The following is a 19,565-nucleotide window of genomic DNA, read 5'->3' on the forward strand; positions in this document are numbered from 1 at the left end:
AACTCCGGAATTATAGTCCGGAGTTTTTGTTTGTGAACATCTTTTAAAATGATACCGGGGAATTCTTAACCTCTTTTTTAAACAGAAACTTTATTTTTGTTTAAATTTTAAAAAATCAAAAAATGAATTTCAGATTTTCAGTGGTCTGTCTGATGCTGGCAGTAATGTCATTTTCACAGGACCTTAGGGTAATGAGTTTTAATATCAGGCTGCAGGTGGATTCGGATAAGGAAAATGCATGGACGGAAAGAAAGCAGGACGCCCTGGATTTGATCAGGTATTACCATCCGGATTATTTCGGGGTGCAGGAAGCGCTCCCGGAACAGATGAAAGATATCAAAACAGGCCTTAAAAACTATGACTATGTAGGCGTGGGAAGGGATGATGGTAAGGAAAAAGGGGAGTTTTCAGCCATCTTTTATGATACGGCAAGATTACAGGTGCTGAAATCAGGGACCTTCTGGCTTTCCGAAACACCCGAGAAGCCTTCCAGGGGATGGGATGCAGCCCTTAACAGGATCTGTACCTATGCGGTTTTCAGGGATAAAAAGTCGAAAAAGGAATTCATGGCTCTGAACCTTCATTTTGATCATATCGGAAATGTGGCAAGGGTAAAGTCTTCGGAACTGATCTTAAAAAAGATTGCTGAGATCAACCCTAAAAATCTTCCGGTAACGGTAAGCGGGGACTTTAACCTGACTGAAGATTCAGAACCGATTAAAATCATGTCCAAAAACCTTCAGGACACCTACTATCATTCCGAAACAAAACATTACGGTCCTAAAGGGACCTTCACCGGTTTTAATGTGAATGAAATCCCGAAAGAAAGGATTGACTATATTTTTGTAAAAGGATTTAAAATCAGGTCTCACAGGCATATCAACGACAGGAGGGAAAACCTGCTGTATCCGTCGGATCATTTCCCTGTTCTTACGGAGCTTTCCTTTTAATATCGAAATTATACGGGAAAATCAACTTCAAATCCAATTCCTCTCAGGGATTGGATCTTGATTTCAGGATCATGCTGGAAATATTTTCTCAGCCGGCTGATAAAGACATCAAGGCTTCTGCCTGTGAAATAGTCATTGGTCTCCCATAAGCTGTCCAGGATATCGTCCCTTTTGATGGTCTTATGATTATGCTGCAGCAGGTATAACAGTAATTGCTGTTCCCGGATGGTGAGGCGGATGTTTTCAGCAGGGTGATAGAGCAGCAGTTTTTCCGTATCCAGGTTATAGCGGCCGATCCTGATTTTTGTTTCCACAGCAGGTAATGTCCGTTTCAGAACATTCCGGATCCGCAGGACCAGCTCTTCCGGGTCACAGGGTTTTGCAATATAATCATCGGCACCTATTTTCAGTCCGGTCAGGCGGTCAATTTTCTGGTTTTTGGCGGTTAAAAAAAGAACCGGAAAATTAGGATGGGCTTTAAGGATTATTTTTGCCAGAGAGAAACCGTCCATATTGGGCATCATGATGTCCAGGATTCCGAGCTGGTACGGAAACGGGCCTGAGATAACTTCTGTAAGATCTTCAGGGTTCTGAAACCAGGCCACTTCAAAATCTTCCAGTTCCAGGTATTGTTTGAGGATCATCCCGAAATCAGGATCGTCTTCTGCTAAAAGGATCTTAACTTTCATAATGCATCTGTATGGTAAATAATGTCCCTGCGCCGATAGTGCTTGCCACCTGAATGGTGCCGTTATACTGTTCTACGATATTCCGTACGAAATACAGGCCGAGTCCCAGTCCTTTCGTATTGTGGATGTTATCGGACTGCACACGGTAAAATTTTTCAAATATATTCTTAAGTTCTCTTTTCGCAATGCCTTGTCCGTTGTCCGAAACCTGTATATGTAAAATGCCTTCCGTAGTATTGATATGGACAGTGATTCTGTCTGAACCGTATTTAATGCTGTTTTCACAAAGGTTTTTAACAATGGTTTCCATCATGTTTTTATCGAATGGCAGCTCTCCTGTTACAGAAATTTGTGTGTCAAATAGGATTTCAGGATAGGTAAAAGTAAGGTCCTGGATGAAGAAGCTCCAGTCTTCCGGTTCTATACTGTATGTTTCCTCTTTTTCGCTTTCGTGAAGCTGTTTCATAAGATTCTCCAGCCGTACGATCTGGCGGTCGATAAGAAGAAGTGTCTCTGTGTTCCAGTCTTTCTTAAGGGCTTTTGAGGCAATTTTTAAAGTAGCAATAGGTGTTTTGAATTCATGAGAAATATTATCCACCACCGTATGCAGGACTTCTACCTGCTTCTGCTGCCTGATGAGGTTTTTTAAGGTAAAAAGATACAGCATCAGTACGCTGGCCAGAAGGATGACGCAGCATATGATCAGGAGGATCAGTTCCTTGAAAATAACGGTCCTGATATTCAGAATCTCAAAATCTGTCCTGCTGCGGACAAGAAAAGAATTTTTCTTCGATGCATCCGTTTTGGAAGTTGATGAGGTCTCCCATCTTCCGGTATTGAAAATCCCGGGTTTAATAACTTTGTTTTTGGTTTCATACAGGACTATGGGCTGGCTGATCAGCTGTGCACCATCAGTTAGTGAAGTCACGGAAGTATATTTGATCCGTGCAGCGATACGGTATCCTTTTTCTTCAAAAGAACGGTTGATATAATCTGATAATTGCTGTTCCGTATTTTTCCTGTTTCTTTCAAAAAAGGCCAGGAATTCCCTGCGGTTGATTAAGTGGTCATGGTATTGGACAAGGATATCGTGGACTTCATCATCATAGTCAGTGTCTTTTACTCTGCCTGCATCTTCAAGTTTATCCGTATAATTGGTGAGCCTGTCATGTACAGACCGGTATATTTCCCGTTCTTTTACCTGGTACGTCTTACACAGGAAATAGACCTGTATCCCCAGTAAGAGGAGAAAAAGTCCTGCGAATACCAGTATAAGAGTTTTGCTTTTACGAACCATCATGGCAAAGATAGAATATTAGTTTTTCCCTAATCAGCATTAACCCGCCATTAACCTTCCGTTAACCGAAATTTCCCTTGGCAATAATGAATTTTACAGCAGGAAAGGTCTTTTCACCTCATTCAAAAAAATAAAATCATGTACAAATATTTTTTACTGCTGTGTTTTCCGGTTCTCATGTGGGGGCAGAAACAAAAAATTCATGGTACTGTTATGTCTTCAGACCATACAGTACTTTCTGGAATTCCTGTGGAAGTTTATAATCCGGATCATCAGAGAATAGGAACCATTCTGACCGGAGCAGGGGGGATATTTATACTGGAAGGTTTTTCCGGACCGTCTGTAAAACTGGTCATTGCTACAGGGGATTATGGAAGACTCGAGAAAGTTGTGGACCTGGAAAAGCCTGAACCTGACCTTCTATTGACCCTGAAGAAAAATGAACAGGTGATAGAAGCGGTGACACTGTCTCAGAAGAAGCCGGTGGTAAAAAGGAAAGTCGACCGTCTCGAATTCAATGTGGAAAACAGCAATATTTCATCGCTGAATGCCTGGGAAATTTTAAAGAAAACCCCGAATGTAACTGCTAACAATGATGTTCTTGCCGTAAAAGGCAGTACCGGAATCCTTGTTACGATTAATGATAAAAAGATCATGATGAGTGGTGACGAGATGAAGGCCTTTCTGGAGAATACACAGGGCGATGACATCAGATCGGTAGAGGTCATCACCAATCCTCCGGCAAAATATGAGGCGCAGGGAAGTGCAGTACTGAACATCATTATGAAAAAAAATAAAGTGGAAGGATACAGAGGGATCCTGTCGTCCAAATACATTCAGACACAATATGCAAAGGGGAATACAGGACTTTCACAGTACTACAAAAAGAATAAGCTTTCCCTTATGGCTGCCTATTATTACGGGACCGGAACATATTACCGTGAAGGCACCGATTATGTTAGTTATCAGGAAGATCAGACCCGATGGATCAGCACGATGAACAGGAAAGACCGGAAAAGAGACCAGAATACCATCAACCTGAACGCTGAATATGAAGTTGACAGCCTTACCAGTGTCAGCCTGAATTATTCAGGGTACTTTAATCCCGAGTCTTCCGGGATCTATCATGTCCCAACCCTGATTTATAACAGCCAGGATATTGCAGTATCTGATTATCTGACGATTAATGACCATCATTCCCGGACTTCCAATCATTCTGTCAGCCTCCAGGCTGACCGTAAGCTCAGTGAAAAAAGCAGCCTTACCTGGATTAGTTATTTTACGGCCAACAATTCCCTTAAAGCACAGAATGTCCTTACTCATCTGAATTTTGCCGGTCAGCCGCCCGCAGAGATTAATTTCGTTAATGATAATAGGAATGATGTACAGCTATACTCCACACAGCTGGATTATCGCTGGAAAAGCAAAAGCTTCGACCTTGAAACAGGTGTTAAATACAGCTTTGTAAAAACATCCAGCCATCTTGATTTTTCAGATAATCAGAATGGTCAGCTTCAGTACAGGCCCGATGAAAGCAGTATTTTTAACTATAGGGAACATAATTTTGCCGCCTATTCATCACTTTCATATCAGTTGGGGAAGTGGAGCTTCAAAGGAGGGTTAAGGACCGAAATGACAGATCTGGAAGGCATTGTTTCAGAACCTTCACAGACCAATGAAAATTATTACTGGAGTCTGTTTCCTACGATGTATATTCAATATACCACAGAAGGGAAGCATGAATTCGGACTTTCGTATGGCAAAAGGATCAGCAGGCCTACCTATTCCTGGCTGAATCCTGCCAAATCCTATTATAACCTGTTTTCTTATTTCCAGGGTGACCCGAACCTGAAAGCCACTATAGTCCATAACTTTAATTTTACGTATGCCTGGAAAGAATGGAACCTGGAATTGTATTACCGCAAAGAACTGTATCCGTCCATGGAAATCTCTTTTCAGGAACCGGCAACCAAAAGCCTGATCTATCATTTTACCAATATCGAAAAAGGGCAGGCCTACGGACTGAGCCTGTATAAAAACCTTCAGGTATTGCCGTGGTGGAGCGTGGTGTTTTCTGAGAACCTGGAACACAATGAAAATTATTTCATCGGTACCGATCAGGCATTGTATAAAAACAAAGTCCTGAACTGGGTATCTGATGTTTCCACTTCATTCAAAATTGATAAAAGCAGTGACTGGAATCTGGAAGTCGGCCACAGATACAATTCCCCTTCAATACAAGGAACCTTCAGGATTTCATCTTCATGGTCTGCCTACCTGGTGATGAACAGGAAGTTTTTAAGCAAAAAGCTGGAAGCGGGTCTCATCTTTAATGATCTCTTCAGGAGTACGACCGAAAAAATAAGTACCCGGTATGCCAACCAGGATAATTACTTTCTGGATTACCGGGATACCCAGGGTATCACTGTGTCGTTAAAATACAACTTCGGAAACCAGTCGGTAAAAAATGTAAAGAGCATCAAGAAAACAGATGAGCAGGACCGGCTGTAGGGTTGGCATATTCCTTTTTTTTAAAGAATATTATCATCATTAATCCACGTTTTGATCTTACATTTTCTTATTTTTGAAGTTAAAATTAAAATCAATATGAAGCGATTTCTATCCGGTTTGCTGGTGGCTGTTTCATGGTATCATATCTCTGCCCAGGAGCTGTACATGCCACGAAATATCAAGAAGGCCTATGAAAACGGAACCCGCGATACATCCGGTGCTCCCGGAAAAAACTACTGGCAGAACAAAGGGGTATATAATGTTGAAGTCAAAGTGGATGCAGATTCAAAAACCGTTTCAGGAAAAGAAACGATTGTCTACAGCAATAACAGTCCGGATGACCTGAACGATCTCGCGATCCGGTTTGTCAATAACCTTCATAAGCCTCAGGCTCCGAGATCCGGCTTTGTTTCCAAAGACTTCTTATCTTCGGGACTTCACATCAGGTCACTTACAGTAAACGGTGAAAAATATACGGTAAACAGTGACGACTGGGGTACCGTTGAAAAAGTAAAACTTCATTCAGCAATTAAGGCGAAATCCAGGGCGGAGATAAAGATTGAATGGGAGTACCCGCTTTCCGTACAGAGCGGCAGGGAAGGACAGATAGATCCTGAAACCTTTTATGTAGCCTATTCCTATCCGAGAATTTCCGTATACGATGATTATAACGGCTGGGATATGATCCCGCATTCGGACCGTCAGGAATTTTATAATGACTTTAATGATTACACTTTTGCAATTGCCGTTCCCAGAAATTATGTGGTCTGGGCAACCGGTGAATTCCTGAATCCGGATGCAGTGCTGCAGCCTGAATTTCTGAAGAGGTATAAGGCTTCGTTGAAGAGCGATAAAATCATTCATATTGCCAGTGAAAAGGAAATGAAATCCGGTAAAGTGACCCGCGGGAATAAATGGAATGTCTGGAAATTCAGGGCCGGCCATATTCCGGATTTCTGTTTTGCAGTCAGCAACCATTATGTTTGGGACGGTTCCAGTGTTCAGCTTAAAACCAAGCGCGCCAGCGTGCAGGCTGCCTACAGGGCAGGTGCTAAAGATTTTGAGCATTATACCGAATGGATGCAGTACAACCTGGACTGGTTTTCCAAAAACTGGCCCGGAGTGGAATATCCTTATAACGTGATGACTGCCGTTCAGGGATATGCAGATATGGAATATCCGATGATGATTAATGATACCAGTATCCCTGATGATTTCCAGGATGCGAGACTGACAGCCGACCATGAAATTGCCCATACCTATTTCCCATTCTATATGGGAATCAATGAAACACGGTATGCCTACATGGATGAAGGATGGGCAACCACACTGGAATACCTGATCGGGATTGATGAGAACGGAGAAGCAAAAGCAAAAGAATTTTACAAGAATTTCAGGGTGAAAAGGTGGATCAATGATCCGTCTGCAGAACAGGATCAGCCGATCATTACCATGAGCACACAGGTAAGCGGAGCCGGCTATGGCAATAATTCTTATGTAAAGGCGTCCCTTTCTTATCTCGCTTTAAAAGATTATCTCGGCGATGCATTGTTCAAGAAGGCATTACATCATTATATGAACAACTGGAACGGGAAACACCCGGTTCCCTGGGATTATTTCAATTCTATGAGTACAGGTTCAGGGAAAAACCTGAACTGGTTCTTTGAAAACTGGTTTTACACCAATAATTATATCGATCTTAAAATCAGGGAGGTTTCCCAGAATAATGATCTGCTCAGGGTTAGCATTGAAAATGTAGGAGGTTTTGCCATTCCTTTTGATGCCATTCTTACCTATACTGACAACACCACAGAGAAACTGCATTTTTCTCCGGCACTGTGGGAGAAAGATGAGAAACAGACTTACCTCACGGTTCCTGTAAGCAAAAAAATAAAATCAGTAACCATCGACGGGGGGATCTTTATGGATTATACTCCGGCTGATAATACAAAAAGCCTTTAAAAAGAACAGGCTGCCCAACCGGGCAGCCTGTTCTTTTTATCTAAGAAAGATGGTCTAGTACAATCTCAATCCTGATCTTGGTCCCGAAGAAGCTACTACTGACTGCATTCTTGTTCTTTGTCCGGCTGAGAACATGAACATCGCGGCATCGTCCACATAATCCATATAGTTCATGAACATAACGGACCTCTGTACTCCGCTGCAGGTATTGTATAAAGGATAGTTTGGCTTACCGGAATTGGCTCCTGTCTGTGTAGGGGTGTCAGCTACCAGGTCATTTCCGCAGTTGGCATCGCCCCAGATATGGCGCAGGTTCAGGTAATGACCTACCTCATGAGTGGCTGTTCTTCCCAGGTTGAATGGTGAAGAAGCACCGGTTTTTCCGAAATACGGTGCAGCAATCACTACGCCGTCATTCCACATTCCTGCAGATTCAGGGAAAGTGGCATAGCCCAGGATTTGCCCCATATTTCCTACCACCCAGATATTAAGATAATTGGAAGGGCTTGTCGCATCAATCCCTCCGCTGGAAGATCTTTTCATGGCATCATTGGTGCTCCAGCTGGTTTTGGTAGTTGATTTTCTTACCGTATTAGCAAGCCTGAACTTTACTTTCACGTCTCCGGATTTTACACTTTGAAATTCTGAAGGGATCTTAGAAACATCACTGTTGGTTCCTGCATAATCTGCATTCAGAACTGCAATCTGTTCAGCAATCCTTGAGTCGGAAAGATTTTCTGAAGAAGTCCTGTACAGGACATTCACCACTACCGGAATTTCTACACTTCCGTCTGACAAAACTTTTCCCAGCTTAAGGTCGTTTTCAAATTTTTCGGTCTGTGCTTCCAAAGCAGAAAAACGCTGCCTCAACTCAGGACTGTTCTGAAGGGCAATTTTTCTCACTTCTTCAGAAGCACAGCCTCTCTGAAGGGCTGAACCTCCGGTTGGGGAAACTAAATTGTCTGATTGTTCGTGTTGGTTTGCAATGTTGTCGCTGTTACAGGCAGACATGAAGCCCAGCATAAGAGCTCCTAATAGTAGTTTTTTCATAAATATATATTTTGTATTGTGTTGATGAAATTAGCATATTACAATTTAATACACAAGCAAATCATAAGTTTGATGAATTATTTTTACTATTCAGTCAATAACAGTTTGAAATTGGAATTTAAAGATGAGGCAGGCAAGTTCGGTTTCCAGCCGCAATTTTTTCTTTGAAATGTAATGAAGGTTATTCCGCAAAACCATTCTTGAGGGCAAATACGGCTAGCCCTACACGGGTTTTGACTCCCAGTTTTTCACAAAGCTGATCACGGTAAGTTTCTACCGTTCGCGGGCTGCATTTCATCCGGTCTGCAATTTCCTTGTAACTGAGTTCGGTTACGGTATATCTCAGCAGCTCTTTTTCCCGGTCGGAAATCCTTACAGGACTTTCTGGGGTATTGGTGTCGGTCAGGCTGGACATGATAATTTTCGAGGCCCATTCCGGATAGAAAAATCCGTCTCGGCTCAGGTTGATCAATGCGGTTTCCAGTTCTTTGGGATGGGTATTTTTCAGCAGGTAGCCTTTAGCACCGTTACGGATCATCCTGATCACGCTCGCATCATCTCCCTGCATGCTGAGTGCCATGACTTTTATTCCCGGATGGTGTTCCCGCAGCCATAGTACGGTTTCAAAGCCATCCATGATCGGCATGCTGATGTCCAGGAGGATGATATCAGGGATCTGGCTGTTCTGTTCAAATTTCTGGATCAGGTCTTTACCGTTTTCCGCGCTGTAAATCACTTCAAAATCCGCAAAGTTCCCGATAATGCCTTCCAGGGCTTTGGAAATAAGGATATGGTCGTCAACAAGTACAATAGTCTTCTTCATGGTTATCTCTTTAAGGTCATAGTTAGGGTTGTGCCTGCATCAGCTGTGCTTTCCAGGTTGAAATCAGCACCGATGATCCCGGCCCTGTTTTTCATATTGGTCAGTCCGATTCCGTTGGAAAGCGTCTGGGAAGTGTCAAAACCAGTACCGTCATCCTTAAGTGTAAGTGACCAGAGATTCTCATCGGAGGTCGTGAGGCGGATGAAAATATTTTCACAGTGCGCATGTTTAAGGCTATTCTGGATGAATTCCTGAGTAATCCTCAGCAGCATGTTTTTATGAACAAAGCCTAAATCCAGATGCTCCACATTATGATCAAAGTGAATCTGGCATCTTTTAAAGGCATTGGTATTGTCTACTTCCTCTTGAATCAGGGTTAAGATTTCTTTCTGGTTGATATTGTCATCCGTAAGCGTCTTCGAAAGGCTCCTCAGATCCTGTAATGACTGATTGATGATCTGCGAAACCTGGTCAATCCTTTCGCTTACTTCGGGGACACGGTCCTCATAAAGCAGCTGTTGCGTATAGAGGCTTACCAGGGTAAGTTTTTGTCCGATATTGTCATGGAGTTCACGCCCGATCTGCTGCATGGTGGCCTGCTGTATTTCCACCTGTGTGGCCAGCAGCTCGCGTTTATGGACTTCGTTTTTAATTTCAATTTCTTTGAGGTGCTCTTTTTTCCGCTGCTGGTATTGTTTGATGTAGACAATAGCGCCCACTACGAAAAGAACAAAAAATGTATTAAACAGAATAAGAATGATTAAGAACTCTGTTTTCCCCATATAAAAGAAATTGAAAATAATACATACATAATGACGCCTGTAATTAAAAAATACGAAAAGTAAATATTATAAAGCCTTCTGTATTCCCCTATAAAATCCAGGAAAGTCCAGAAAGGTAAGGTGCCTATATAAAACAAAGTTACTCCTAAATTTATATAAAACATTTTATTTTTATTAAAATTAAGAATATCTGCTGAATTAATCTGTTTGTAATATTCCATGATCACCAAAATCATGAGTATAAGGCATCCTAAAGTATAGTTGAGTGAAAACATAATCTTATCCCTGAAGAAAACAAGCTCACTGGGTATAAAAGATAAAAGGTATAATGCCGATAATCCAAAAAACAGCTTTTCTTTATTGAATGATTTTGCTGCATACAGCCAGTAAAAGAATATAAACTGTAGCGGAATTACAAAATAATTGTAGAATGCAATTTTGTTGTACGGGATCAATTCTCCTCCCCATTTTCCTATTGATTCACAGATGAAAATAAGAATAAGGTAAAAGGCAAAATATTTCCAATACTGATTTTTGATCCGGTTATAGAAAAGAATTGCCACGGCAGCGGATAATCCTTCTGTCCAATACATCAAATCAAAAGCTATTTTCTGGAAATCGGTCATTAGTGTAATTTAAAAGTCTTTTAAAAAATTAAGCTTAGAATTTTTCAACTTTAGTTGGTCCGGGAGGAATCAATCCACCGTGATTCTGTGCTACAATGTCCGTTGAAACATTTCCGGATCCTGATCCTGTAGAGCTGGCCGTGATATCTGCATTTGCATTATAGGTAACAGGATTAATCGGGTTAAAATCATAATTAAGAATCTGTCCCTGTTCATCAGCCATCTTTAACGTAGGAATCATAACCAGCGTATGTTTTGCGGCATAATTGTCAGGGATAGACTGTCCGTCTGTCATAGACCAATGATTGGTATCAGGATATGCTGCATAATACATTCTTACTCCAAGTTGCTGAGTAGTTACGGTAGGCAATACTTTTTTGGTTTCAATTTCAATATCAGAAATGAATTTTTTCAATACTGCCAGATCAAAATGAATAGAGTGTGAATCACTGATGTTCTGATCGTTGTTTATTGAAACCAATTGATTGTTCTTGTAATTGTCAATAAGGCTTTTAATAAAATTGTGTGGTAATGTGTTCGGTCCTGAATTCGTATTCAGGCCATTTGAATTTGTGTCCATAATGTCAGTTTAAAAAGTTAATATTTAGTGTTTATTATTTAGTTTTGGTTTTTGGCAAATGTCGTAATTTTTTTATCTTAAAGTCTAGGTATTTTCCCCTATACCGCATCCGGGTTTTTACGGATGAAGACCTGTGTGATTCACGGAGGGAGCAGAAGGCCTGTTATGATCCCCTACAAGCGTAAAATAAGTGCCGCAGACTACAATCTGCAGCACTTACTTACAAAAATAATATATATGAAAAAAAACTACTTATAATTCTGCGGGTCTGAATACCAGCCCGGTTTCTTCGAAATAATCCAGTGTGATGCGGTCTCCGTCATTCACTTTGCCGGCAAGGATCTCTCTGGACAGCCTATTCAGGACTTCCTGCTGGATGACTCTTTTCAGCGGCCTTGCTCCGAACGCCGGGTCGTATCCTTTATTCATCAGGTAATCTACGGCATCCTGGGTCGCAGTCATGATGATGTTGCGTTTGGAAAGCATTTCATTGAACCCTCTTAATTGATAGGTTACGATTTTTCCGATCTCTTTTTTCCTTAAAGGCTGGAACAGTACCACTTCATCAATCCTGTTCAGGAATTCCGGACGCAACGTCTGTTTCAGCAAGTCAAAGACCTGGTCTTTCGTTGTATCAACAATTTCATCCTGGTTTTCATCGGTAATCTTTTCAAAATTTTCCTGGATCAGGTGCGAACCTAAATTCGACGTCATAATGATGATCGAGTTTTTGAAATTTACCATTCTTCCTTTATTGTCAGTCAGGCGTCCGTCATCCAGAACCTGAAGTAAGGTGTTGAAAACATCCGGATGCGCTTTTTCAATTTCATCCAGAAGGACTACGGAATACGGTCTTCTTCTTACAGCTTCTGTTAATTGTCCGCCTTCATCATAACCTACATATCCCGGAGGAGCGCCCACCAATCTGGAAACACTATGGCGTTCCTGATATTCGCTCATATCGATCCGAGTCATGTTGTTTTCATCATCAAACAGGAACTCCGCTAAGGCTTTGGCCAGCTCGGTCTTTCCGACCCCGGTAGTTCCCAGGAACAGGAATGATCCGATCGGTTTTTTATCGTCACTCAGTCCGGCCCTGTTTCTTCTGATGGCATCAGCAACTGCTGTAATGGCTTCGTCCTGTCCTACAACCCTGTGGTGAAGTTCCGTTTCCAGGTTCAGCAGTTTTTCCCTTTCGGACTGCAACAGTTTGGTCACCGGAATTCCGGTCCATTTAGCAATCACCTCGGAAATATTCTCAGAAGTAACTTCTTCCTTGATCAGTTCATTCTGATGATTCTGCATTTCAAGCTCAAGCTTGGAAAGCTCATCCTCTTTCTCACGCAGTTTTCCATACTGGATTTCCGCTACTTTAGCGTAGTCTCCGGCTCTTGAAGCCCTTTCTGCTTCCAGTTTCAGGGATTCGATATCTTTTTTAATCTGGGTTAAATCCTCAGATTTCTGTTTTTCCTTCAGCCATTTGGCGTTGATCTCATTTCTCTGCTCGGAAATCCGGGCAATATCCTCTTTTAAATGGTCGATTTTAGTCTGGTTGCCTTCTCTTGAGATCGCGGCCAGCTCAATTTCCAGCTGCATCAGCCTGCGGTCAAGGACATCCAGCTCTTCCGGCTTGGAATTAATTTCCATTCTCAGTTTGGCGGAAGCTTCATCGATCAGGTCAATCGCCTTATCCGGCAGGAAACGGTCGGAGATATATCGTTGGGACATTTCTACCGCAGCAATGATCGCCTCGTCTTTAATTCTTACCTTGTGGTGTGCCTCGTACTTATCCTTGATTCCACGAAGAATGGAAATCGCAGATTCGGTATCCGGTTCTTCCACCATCACTTTTTGGAAACGTCTTTCTAAGGCTTTATCTTTTTCGAAATATTTCTGGTATTCATTTAAAGTGGTGGCACCAATGGCTCGTAGTTCACCTCTTGCTAAAGCAGGTTTCAGAATGTTGGCAGCATCCATGGCGCCTTCACCGCCTCCGGCTCCGACCAACGTGTGGATCTCATCGATGAAGAGGATGATCTGCCCGTCTGATTTGATCACCTCGTTAACCACCGACTTTAACCTTTCTTCAAATTCACCTTTGTATTTAGCCCCGGCGATCAAAGCTCCCATATCCAGGGAATACAGGGTTTTATCCATCAGGTTTTCAGGAACGTCGCCACTGATGATCCTGTGGGCAATCCCTTCAGCAATAGCGGTTTTACCCACACCTGGTTCACCGATCAGGATCGGGTTATTTTTGGTTCTTCTCGAAAGGATCTGCAGAACTCTCCGGATCTCTTCATCTCGGCCGATTACCGGATCAAGCTTTCCTTCTGCAGCCAATTCATTGAAGTTCTTGGCATATTTATTCAGGGACTGATAGGTTTCTTCCGAACTTGCAGAAGTAGCCTTGCTCCCTTTTCTTAATTCTTTGATTCCGCCTTCCAGAAGGCTTCTGGTAACGCCCATATCCTTGAGCATTTTTGAAACCTCTGAGCTGGTCTCTATAAGGGAGAGCCATAAATGCTCTATGGTTACATATTCATCACCCATTTTCTTGGCAATGTTAGGGGCGTCCAGCAACACTTTATTTGCTGACTGGGAAAGATAAATATTTCCTCCCTGCACCTTTGCCAATTTCTCCAGATTTTCACGGTTGCGTTCCCTGACCAAAGCAGCATCTGCTTCAGATTTCTTTAACAGGAACGGCGAAATATTTTCATCCACCTGAAAAATACCTTCAAGAAGATGTTGAGGCTCAATGCTCTGGTTGCCGAATTCCATGGCTACCTGTTGCGCAGCCTGGATGGCTTCCTGTGATTTTACAGTATATTGGTTCAAATTCATATCCGTTTGTTTTTGCGTTAAAATGATAGATGTGAGACATCAGATTTCAGACCATAAGCCTGTGAATTAATGTTAATTTTAAAACTGATACCTAAATTCTGATGTCCTTCCATCGTATTCAATCATTTAATTCGGGAGCTATATCGCAAAAAGTATTCTATTGTTGATTTTTTAAAAAATATGGACAAAATTTCCGGAATTTGTATTTTTACACTTAAAATGGCTTGACAAAATTTCCGATTACCTGATTTTGAATAAAAAATTCCGGAACAATCGTCATCGGATATTTGCAGTATTGGAATGAGGATTTGATGAGAATGATAGTTAGTAAGATATATCTGCCTTACATTCCAAAGAAGAATGCCGGAAACCCAACGTATCTGAGAAAGGTGTTGATTTGGATTCTATGAGGATAGGAAGACCATTAAAAATCATATTTTCAAAATCCTGTTTTACAATCAAAATAAGTACTTTTGTGTTTTACTGATGGAACTTAAAGAGAAACAAAAGAAAATATTAGACGTTGCCGTAGAACTTTTCAAGGAGAAAGGGTATATGGGAAGCTCTGTGCGTGATCTTGCGACACGCCTGAATATCAAGGCTGCTTCCCTGTATGCGCACATCCGTTCCAAGGAAGAAATCCTGGAGTGGATCTGTTTCGGGATTGCACAGAAATTTTTCGATGAGCTTCAGCAGGTAAAAAACAGGGAGATCCCTCCACAGGAAAAACTGAACCTGTTTATTGAAAAGCATTTATCCGTTGTCCTTCAGAACAGGGATGTAACGCATATTTATTCCAATGAATGGAAGCACCTTGAAGAACGGCTTCCTGAGTTTGTGGAGCTGAGGAAGAACTACCAGCAGGAAGTTGAGCAGATGATCTCTGATATTTATGCCGCTGAGCAGTGGGAACTCCGGTCACCGTCTTTTACCACAAGGTTTATCCTTCACACCCTCAACAATTCCTATTTCTGGTTCAAAAGGAACACAGAATCCACCACGGAGATCACTGATGAAATACGGGATAAGATTTTATTTGGGCTTTTGGGAAAACGTAATGTTTAAAAGCTGACTTCGACCCCGCTCAGCCACCGGCTGTTTTTTATTTTCCCATAGATGATATGGATTTTCCCAGATGGTGTTTACTTTAACACATAAGTCACAGAGAGAATTTAGAATAGGCTGAAGATATTTTTAGAGCACATCAGAAAAAAATCAAAGATTTTTTAAAGCTTTTGTGAGCTTCTGTACATTTTGTAATCGACTTCATTATACAGCATGCATATCTTTTGTCACTTTTGCGGTTAAAATTCTTCAATAGGCTTCTTTAAGTTTCATAGATAATAACATGGCTTCGCGACCGTACGGTTTAATGCAATACCGATAAAATCAAAGATTTTATTTCTCATATGCGCTAAAATATGCGCAAAGCTTACCCTAAAAATCTCATGTTTCTTATGTGTTAAATCTCATCTTCCAGAGTCGTAAAAGTCCCACATGACGAAAATCATAAAAATTTGGCAGAAACAAAAAATCTTTTTACATTTACACCTAACAAATGTTAGTTAGTTTAGTTGATATGGATTTTTCAGTGGAATATTTACAATTGGATCAGTTGCGGGCTTTACAGTCTGAACGACTGATTCGTTTGGTAGGGTATCTAGGTGAGAAATCGGAGTTTTATGCAGGGAAATTGATGGAGGCCGGACTTTCACCAGAAGATATTCTATCCATTGATGATATTGCTAAACTGCCGATTACCTACAAGCAGGATTTAAGAGACAACTATCCGTTCGGATTGTGCACCGTTCCTAAGAGTGAACTGCAGCGAATCCACTGTTCCAGCGGGACAACCGGTAAGCCAACGGTAGTAGGATATACCAAAGAAGATGTGGATCTGTTTAGCGAAGTCGTAGCCCGATCGCTGAATGCAGCAGGCGCCCGATCGGGAATGCAGCTGCACAACGCTTATGGCTATGGTATTTTTACCGGTGGACTAGGGCTTCATTACGGAGCGGAAAAGCTGGGCATGAGCGTCCTTCCGATTTCCGGGGGAATGACTTCGAGACAGGTGGATCTGATTATGGATTTCAAACCGGAGGTCCTCTGTTGTTCGCCTTCCTATGCTTTAACGATCGCAGATGAACTGACGAAAAGAGGAATTGCTCCTGAAGACATCAGCCTGAAATATGCAGTATTAGGTTCAGAGCCGTGGACGGAAATCATCAGAAATCATATCGAAGAAAGATTAGGCGTTCATGCCACTAATATTTATGGGCTTAGCGAAATCATCGGTCCAGGTGTTTCAGTGGAAGATTTTGAAGAAAAAGGAGGCTCTTATATCTGGGAAGACCATTTTTATCCCGAAATTTTAGACCCTATCACCAAGCAGCCGGTTCCTTTTGGCGAAGAAGGCGTCCTAGTGATTACGACCTTAACGAAGAAAGCCATGCCGCTGCTGCGGTACTGGACCAACGATATCACCAGCCTCTATTACGATGAAAAAGGAAAAAGGACGATGGTGAAAATGAAACCGATCCTCGGAAGGGCAGACGATATGCTGATCGTAAGAGGTGTAAACGTCTATCCAAGCCAGATCGAAGAAGCGTTTTCGCACATTCCGGGAGTCGTTCCGAATTATTACCTGACACCAGTGGAAAAAGAACAGATGTGTGTAGCATTGGATATCGATGTGGAAGTGGATGATGAATTGGTAAGGGCACAAAATTTAAGTTTAAATACCGATGATTATGCTATTTTTGTCGGAAATTTCGGGAAAAATATAGAAAACGAAATAAAAAAACGGGTAGGCATTACCACTGCCGTGAAAATTCACGCCCAGGACAGCCTGCCGAAATGCGAAGGTGGAAAAATCAACAGAATACTCAAGAGATAATGAATTCATTTTATAAACTAAAAACCGTAAAGGTTCAGAAAGATACAGCGGATGCCGTGAATGTAGCCGTAGAAATCCCTGAGGAGCTGAAAGATAAATTCAGGTTCAAGCAGGGGCAGTATCTTAATTTCCGCATGATGATCGACGGAAATGAAGAGCGGCGTTCTTACTCCATCTGCAATGCGCCCAGCGAAAAAAGCAATACGCTGGAAGTATTGGTGAAGCTGCTGGAAGGCGGAAAAGTTTCCGGCTATTTCAATGAGCACCTGCACATGGATGAGGTACTGGAAGTGATGCCTCCGATGGGTGGTTTCAATACTTCCTATCACCCGACCAATGTGAAAACATACATCGGACTGGCTGCGGGAAGCGGGATCAGCCCTGTGCTCTCCAACATCAAAGAAAGTTTATACCAGGAGCCGGATTCCAATGCGTATCTGTTTTACAGCAACCGGGGTATGAACCATGTGATGAAGAAAGCGGAGATCGAGGCACTGGTGCAGAAATTTAACGGTAGACTGAAGGTTATTTACCTGGTCAGCCGCGAGAAACATGAAGATGAACTGTTTGAAGGAAGAATCTGCCCGGATAAACTGGAACAGCTGTTTGAAAGACATCCTGAGATCGATGTAAAGGAAGCCACCTACTTCATCTGCGGTCCTTCGGAAATGATCAAAAGTGTGGCGGATTACCTGAAAAAGGATAAGAAAGTACCGGCCATCCAGGTATTGTTTGAGTATTTCACCGCTCCGGATGAAGAAAATTCGGAAGAGATGAGCGATGAATTCAAGGCCATCGCCAATATCGAAAGCATGGTAACGGTCATCATTGATGATGATGAATACTCATTCCACCTCAACTCAAAAAAAGAAAGTATCTTAGATAAAGCATTAAAGGACAATCTTCCCGTGCCGTTCGCATGTAAGGGAGGAGTATGCTGTACGTGTAAAGCCGAAGTTCTGGAAGGGGAAGTCTTCATGGAAAAGAACTACGCGCTTACCGAAGAAGAAGTAGCCAGAGGCTATGTACTGACCTGCCAGTGCCACCCGACCACCAATGTGGTGATGCTGAATTATGATGTATAATTTCTGTATAATGTAAAAATGTACAACGTAAAAAGTATGAAAATACATTGTACAGCCGACATTTTACTTTAATACTAAAAGAAAAGAAATGGACTTAGAAAAATTCGTACAATACGTACACGACGAAAATAAAGTGGAACCGAAAGATGTGATGCCTGATGATTACAGGAAACTTTTGGTTCGCCAGATCTCCCAGCATGCCCATTCTGAAATCGTAGGAATGCTGCCGGAAGCCAACTGGATTTCCAGAGCGCCTTCATTGAGAAGAAAAATGGCTTTGCTGGCTAAAGTTCAGGATGAGGCCGGACACGGGTTATACCTGTATTCCGCTACCGAAACTTTAGGGGATGGAAGCATCAGGGCCGACCGTGACGCTACCTATGAAGACATGCTTTCCGGAAAAGCCAAATATTCTAGTATCTTCAACTATCCGACATTGAGCTGGGCTGATATCGGCGCCATCGGGTGGCTGGTAGACGGTGCTGCGATCATGAACCAGGTGATGCTGATGGGAAATTCCTATGGGCCCTATTCCAGAGCGATGGTGAAGATCTGTAAGGAAGAATCCTTCCACCAAAGACAGGGATATGAAATCCTGATGGCGCTTTGCCGCGGAACCAAACAGCAGAAAGAAATGGCCCAGGCTTCCCTGAACCGTTTCTGGTGGCCGGCTTTAATGATGTTCGGCCCGAATGACGACAGTTCGCCAAACTCCAAAATCTCGATGAATTATCGTGTGAAAAGAGAGAGTAACGACAGCCTTCGTCAGCGTTTTGTGGATGTTACCGTCTCTCAGGCTGAATTCTTAGGCCTGACCATTCCGGATAAAGACCTGAAATGGAATGAAGAAAGACAGCATTACGATTTCGGGGAACTTCCGTGGGATGAATTCATGGAAATCCTGAAAGGAAACGGACCGTGCAATAAAAAGCGTATCGAAACCAAAAGAAAGGCGCAGAGAGAAAACGCCTGGGTAAAAGAAGCGGCCGCTGCGTTTGCAGAGAAACAACAAAAAGAAGTAATATAATTTGAAAATGAGCTAATTTGAAAATTTGAAAATGACCTTAACCAGGTTATTTATACTCAAATTTTCAATGACGACGATTCATCAATTTTCAAATTAACCAATTTTCAAATTTTCAAATTAATTATGGCAAATTTAGATATGTGGGAAGTGTTTATCCAGACTAAACCGGGATTATCTCACAAACACGTTGGAGTGGTACAGGCACCAACAGCAGAAATGGCTTTGCAGAATGCCAGGGACGTTTATACCAGAAGAAAAGAAGGAACTTCCGTTTGGGTGGTACTGAGCAAGTATATCGTGACTTCGGAAGGAGTGGATAAGGAAGCATTCTTCGATCCGGCAGACGACAAACTATACCGTCACCCGACCTTCTACGACATCCCGAACGATGTAAAGAATATGTAAATTAATAAATTTGAAGATGAGCTAATTTGAAAATT

General features: G+C 42.1%; 16 protein-coding genes. 8 read left to right on the forward strand and 8 right to left on the reverse strand.

Annotated features, from left to right (window positions below):
• Positions 1-122 precede the first annotated feature (122 nt).
• A complete protein-coding gene (locus tag CGB83_RS15240; RefSeq protein ID WP_100076574.1) occupies positions 123-950 on the forward strand; it encodes an endonuclease/exonuclease/phosphatase family protein in 828 nt (275 codons plus the stop codon).
• 8 nt (positions 951-958) lie between these two features.
• On the opposite strand, the gene CGB83_RS15245 is transcribed toward CGB83_RS15240, so the two are convergent.
• Together CGB83_RS15245 and CGB83_RS15250 are read right to left on the reverse strand one after the other, a co-directional pair.
• Positions 959-1,639, reverse strand: a complete 681-nt coding sequence (locus CGB83_RS15245) for a response regulator transcription factor (RefSeq protein ID WP_100076575.1) — start codon at positions 1,637-1,639, stop codon at positions 959-961.
• Complete coding sequence (locus CGB83_RS15250; RefSeq protein WP_100076576.1) at positions 1,629-2,939, reverse strand: sensor histidine kinase; 1,311 nt, start codon at positions 2,937-2,939, stop codon at positions 1,629-1,631. Before CGB83_RS15250 ends, CGB83_RS15245 begins: the two co-directional genes overlap by 11 nt.
• 135 nt (positions 2,940-3,074) lie before the next feature.
• On the opposite strand from CGB83_RS15250, the gene CGB83_RS15255 reads away from it, so the two are divergent.
• Positions 3,075-5,447 (forward strand): outer membrane beta-barrel family protein, encoded by a 2,373-nt coding sequence (locus CGB83_RS15255; RefSeq protein ID WP_100076577.1) that lies wholly within the window; start codon positions 3,075-3,077, stop codon positions 5,445-5,447.
• Between the two features lie 96 nt (positions 5,448-5,543).
• On the forward strand, positions 5,544-7,409 hold the full coding sequence (locus CGB83_RS15260) for a M1 family metallopeptidase (protein WP_100076578.1): 1,866 nt from the start codon (positions 5,544-5,546) through the stop codon (positions 7,407-7,409).
• Positions 7,410-7,463: 54 nt separating this feature from the next.
• Here the strand turns inward: CGB83_RS15260 and CGB83_RS15265 are convergent, their stop codons facing one another.
• The 6 genes from CGB83_RS15265 to clpB form a co-directional block, all read right to left on the reverse strand.
• Positions 7,464-8,459 (reverse strand): zinc metalloprotease, encoded by a 996-nt coding sequence (locus CGB83_RS15265; protein WP_100076579.1) that lies wholly within the window; start codon positions 8,457-8,459, stop codon positions 7,464-7,466.
• A gap of 181 nt (positions 8,460-8,640) precedes the next feature.
• Positions 8,641-9,282: a response regulator transcription factor gene (locus CGB83_RS15270; protein ID WP_100076580.1), complete on the reverse strand. Its 642-nt coding sequence runs from the start codon at positions 9,280-9,282 to the stop codon at positions 8,641-8,643.
• Positions 9,283-9,284: 2 nt separating this feature from the next.
• Positions 9,285-10,064 carry a sensor histidine kinase gene (locus CGB83_RS15275; protein WP_100076581.1) on the reverse strand — a complete coding sequence of 260 codons (780 nt, stop codon included), beginning with the start codon at positions 10,062-10,064 and terminating at the stop codon, positions 9,285-9,287.
• Positions 10,043-10,690, reverse strand: coding sequence for a hypothetical protein (locus tag CGB83_RS15280; RefSeq protein WP_100076582.1), 648 nt, complete (start codon positions 10,688-10,690; stop codon positions 10,043-10,045). The genes CGB83_RS15275 and CGB83_RS15280 overlap by 22 nt, the downstream gene beginning before the upstream one ends.
• Before the next feature lie 34 nt (positions 10,691-10,724).
• Positions 10,725-11,270, reverse strand: coding sequence for a hypothetical protein (locus tag CGB83_RS15285; protein WP_100076583.1), 546 nt, complete (start codon positions 11,268-11,270; stop codon positions 10,725-10,727).
• A gap of 252 nt (positions 11,271-11,522) precedes the next feature.
• Positions 11,523-14,117, reverse strand: a complete 2,595-nt coding sequence (gene clpB, locus CGB83_RS15290; RefSeq protein ID WP_100076584.1) for an ATP-dependent chaperone ClpB — start codon at positions 14,115-14,117, stop codon at positions 11,523-11,525.
• Between the two features lie 486 nt (positions 14,118-14,603).
• Between clpB and CGB83_RS15295 the strand changes: the two genes are divergently transcribed.
• The 5 genes from CGB83_RS15295 (at position 14,604) to paaB (ending at position 19,530) form a co-directional block, all read left to right on the forward strand.
• A complete protein-coding gene (locus CGB83_RS15295; protein WP_100076585.1) occupies positions 14,604-15,182 on the forward strand; it encodes a TetR/AcrR family transcriptional regulator in 579 nt (192 codons plus the stop codon).
• Positions 15,183-15,696: 514 nt separating this feature from the next.
• Complete coding sequence (locus tag CGB83_RS15300; RefSeq protein WP_100076586.1) at positions 15,697-17,013, forward strand: phenylacetate--CoA ligase family protein; 1,317 nt, start codon at positions 15,697-15,699, stop codon at positions 17,011-17,013.
• On the forward strand, positions 17,013-18,098 hold the full coding sequence (locus CGB83_RS15305) for a 2Fe-2S iron-sulfur cluster-binding protein (protein ID WP_100076587.1): 1,086 nt from the start codon (positions 17,013-17,015) through the stop codon (positions 18,096-18,098). Before CGB83_RS15300 ends, CGB83_RS15305 begins: the two co-directional genes overlap by 1 nt.
• Before the next feature lie 88 nt (positions 18,099-18,186).
• The gene (gene paaA, locus CGB83_RS15310) at positions 18,187-19,125 is read left to right on the forward strand and encodes a 1,2-phenylacetyl-CoA epoxidase subunit PaaA (RefSeq protein WP_100076588.1); all 939 of its coding nucleotides are present in this window, start codon (positions 18,187-18,189) and stop codon (positions 19,123-19,125) included.
• Positions 19,126-19,248: 123 nt separating this feature from the next.
• Complete coding sequence (paaB, locus tag CGB83_RS15315; protein ID WP_100076589.1) at positions 19,249-19,530, forward strand: 1,2-phenylacetyl-CoA epoxidase subunit PaaB; 282 nt, start codon at positions 19,249-19,251, stop codon at positions 19,528-19,530.
• Positions 19,531-19,565 lie beyond the last annotated feature (35 nt).

It is taken from the genome of Chryseobacterium camelliae, from assembly GCF_002770595.1.
Classification (GTDB): domain Bacteria; phylum Bacteroidota; class Bacteroidia; order Flavobacteriales; family Weeksellaceae; genus Chryseobacterium; species Chryseobacterium camelliae.